Source organism: Vibrio sp. A11, assembly GCF_013048705.1.
In the GTDB taxonomy this organism is placed as follows: domain Bacteria; phylum Pseudomonadota; class Gammaproteobacteria; order Enterobacterales; family Vibrionaceae; genus Vibrio; species Vibrio metschnikovii.
The window spans coordinates 1-1,560 of the sequence record NZ_VHSI01000050.1 but is presented as its reverse complement, the minus strand read 5'-3'; the positions used below and the strand labels follow the sequence as shown (position 1 = coordinate 1,560).

Sequence of the window (1,560 nt, the reverse complement as noted above, 5' to 3'; positions counted from 1 at the left end):
AATGGCTTCATCATAATCTTTTACAACTAAAGCAATATGGACAATGTTCTGTTTCATAGTATTCCTTATTGAAGATTTCGACTGGTAGCATAACGCCCGCTTAAGGGGCTGACAACGCTACTACCAAGTTTCCGCATAACACTAAAACCACCGAAATCAACGCATAATAAAAATGCCACGCGTTGGAAGTCCCTCTTGAAGCGTTTGTTATGTTTTATTACTTATTGATTACATTGAACTTTTACAAAATTCATTTGTTCGCAGCAGTTTAACTCAAAATGACAAACCAGCCTACTTTCAGTAATCATTGTTGTCGATAAGATCCCAAACAAGTTGAAGCGAATTAGCCTGCGGAATCAAGGAGCAAACAACACCAAAGGAAGAGACCTTTCAGCAACAATCGAACCTTTTACGCACACAATTTATCAGAGCAAAGCCGGAAAAAAGCGCACAAACATCGATAAACTTGCGCTAACCAAACACTATCAGCAAGCAAGATGTCAATGAGATCCCAAACATGCTGAAGCGAAATAGCCTGCGGAATCAATGAGCAAGCAACACCAAAGAAAGAGACCTTTCAGCGACAATCGAACCTTTGCGTACACAATTTATCAGGGCAAAGTTGCCGAAAAGCACAAGTATCGTTCAACTTTCAATAGCAACAAAAAAGAACAATAAACTCATAATATCAATAAATTAGAATAAGAAAACTTCTAAATCAGACTAAGTTTTCCCATTAAAATTTATATATTGATTTTGCTGAGGCTCAATAAAGCATAACGCCCGGTTAAGGGGTGAGCAACGCAACTACCAAATCACCGCACAACACCATAACCACTGAAATCAACGCATAATAAAAATGCCGAGCGTTGCGAATCCCTCTTTAACCGTTTGTTATGTGCGTGGTTGAGGGTGCGATTTGACGTACTTTTTCACCTTTTTCATCGCCATTTGACGCTTTAACGGTGAAAGATAATCAATGAATAAATTACCAGAAAGATGATCAATCTCATGCTGCATCACGATAGCCAGAAAATCATCACTTTCGATCGTGATTCGCTGACCTGTTCGATCTAACGCCGATACTACAACTGATGTATAACGCTCCACCTCTGCATAATAATCTGGAACTGAAAGACACCCCTCTTGACCTAAAGCTTTGTTGCTACCACTCACTACTTCAGGGTTAATCAATATCAATGGCTGATCTCGATTATCTGAAAGATCGATAATAACAACCGCTTCTTTACGACCCACTTGAACTGAAGCTAGACCTATACCATTATCAGTTGAATATAGGGTTTCCAACATATCATCGATTAATTTCTGAACCGATTCAATATCCTGAACTTTCTCTGCTGTAATCTTAAGCCTTGGATCTGGTGCTGTAAGAATTTCTAAAACTGCCATATTTACCTTTATACTTTAAGCACATAACGCCGCGTTAAGGGGCAGCCAACGCTACTACCAACTTTCTGCATAACACCGTAACCACCGAAATCAACGCACAGTAAAAATGCCACGCGTTGGCTGTCCCTCTTTAACGCTTTGTTAGGCAAA

At 39.6% G+C, this 1,560-nt stretch carries 1 protein-coding gene; it reads right to left on the bottom strand.

The annotated features are described in order from the left end of the window. Positions 1-894: 894 nt before the first annotated feature. Positions 895-1,410, bottom strand: a complete 516-nt coding sequence (gene def, locus FKQ60_RS17215) for a peptide deformylase (protein WP_170906820.1) — start codon at positions 1,408-1,410, stop codon at positions 895-897. Positions 1,411-1,560 lie beyond the last annotated feature (150 nt).

Excerpts from the sequence above, each read along its gene's own strand:
- def (WP_170906820.1), bottom strand. The coding sequence starts at position 1,410 with ATGGCAGTTTTAGAAATTCTTACAGCACCAGATCCAAGGCTTAAGATT.